We start from the raw sequence: 1303 nt of genomic DNA, 5'->3' as shown, positions 1-1303 counted from the left end.
TTGACCCTCCTCGGGGCAAGCCCTCGAGGATTCCTGCTTCTTAGAAGTGGTAACCCACCATCTCCACAGGCTTAAAATCCTGTTAGCCCAACAGTATATCCTCTAACTTGCCTTTTGCATTTTTAAACCTTCATCTAAGATGTTTTTGCTAGCATTAATATCTCTATCGTGTACTTTTCCACATTCAGAACATTTCCAGTTTCTTATTTTTAGATCTTTAACTTCTTCATTTTTATAGCCACAATTATTACACAGCTGGCTGCTAGCAAAAAATGTGTCTATCTTAATCAAATCTCTTCCATACCATTTAGCTTTATAGGTTAATATTTCTATAAATTTACTCCAAGATACATCTGATATTGATTTAGCTAAGTTAGAATTTTTAAGCATATTCTTTACTTCTAAAGTTTCAACTGCTATGAGTTGGTTTTCCTCAATTAATTTAGTTGAAAACTTATGAAGAAAGTCTAATCTAATGTTAGCCATTTTTTCATGTACCTTAGCCAATTTTTTCTTAGTTTTATACCAATTATTAGAACCTTTTTCTTTTCTAGCTAAACTTCTATTTAATCTGGCAATCTTTTTCTCATATTTATTTAAAACTCTAGGATTAGCTTTTTTCTCACCATCTGAAGTAATGGCAAACTCCTTAAGTCCCAGGTCTATACCTATTTTTTTATCTACCTCAGGGAATTTTTTAATTTCCTCTTTAACTGCTATTGAAATAAAATATTTGTCTGTATTAGTTTTAGTTACTGTCACATTTAATATTTTGCCTTTAACTTTTTGAGATTTACTGAATTTAACCCACCCCAATTTAGGCAGCTTAATCTTATTATCTTTTATTTCAATATTGGTAGTTCCACTTTTTCTAACAAATTTATTAGTCCGATAAGAATTTTTAATATTCTTTTTAGATTTAAACTGAGGAAAGTCATATTTGCCGCTAAAAAAATTATTAAAAGCTTTATCTAAATCTTTAAGAGCATTTTGTAAAGCGAATTTATCTGGCTCTTTAAGCCACATTAATTCTCTTTTTAATTGTGTTAGCTGCTTAGAATATTCAGTATATGTTTTATATTTATCTTCTTTAGCTTTTGAAAGAAAATGGTTATATACATACCTTGTACAACCAACTGATTTATTTATTAATATTTTTTGTTTTTTATTAGGATATAGCCTGAACTTATAGCCTTTTTCTCTTATAATTTTTTTACCTGTCATGCTTTCACCTCCTCACTAATATTATACCATAAACAAAGAGGTTAGACAAACATTTGTTCTTGTTTTTAGAATATTTAAT

At 28.9% G+C, this 1303-nt stretch carries 1 protein-coding gene; it reads right to left on the bottom strand.

The window, feature by feature from the left end; translation table 11 throughout:
• Nucleotides 1-102: 102 nt before the first annotated feature.
• Entirely contained in the window at nucleotides 103-1224 is a 1122-nt protein-coding gene (gene tnpB / locus C7954_RS13545; protein ID WP_091711146.1) for an IS200/IS605 family element RNA-guided endonuclease TnpB, read from the bottom strand.
• Nucleotides 1225-1303 lie beyond the last annotated feature (79 nt).

Origin of the sequence: Halanaerobium congolense, from assembly GCF_004366375.1 — a bacterium.
Lineage (GTDB): Bacteria > Bacillota > Halanaerobiia > Halanaerobiales > Halanaerobiaceae > Halanaerobium > Halanaerobium congolense.
This window is presented reverse-complemented; position numbering and strand designations above follow the sequence as displayed.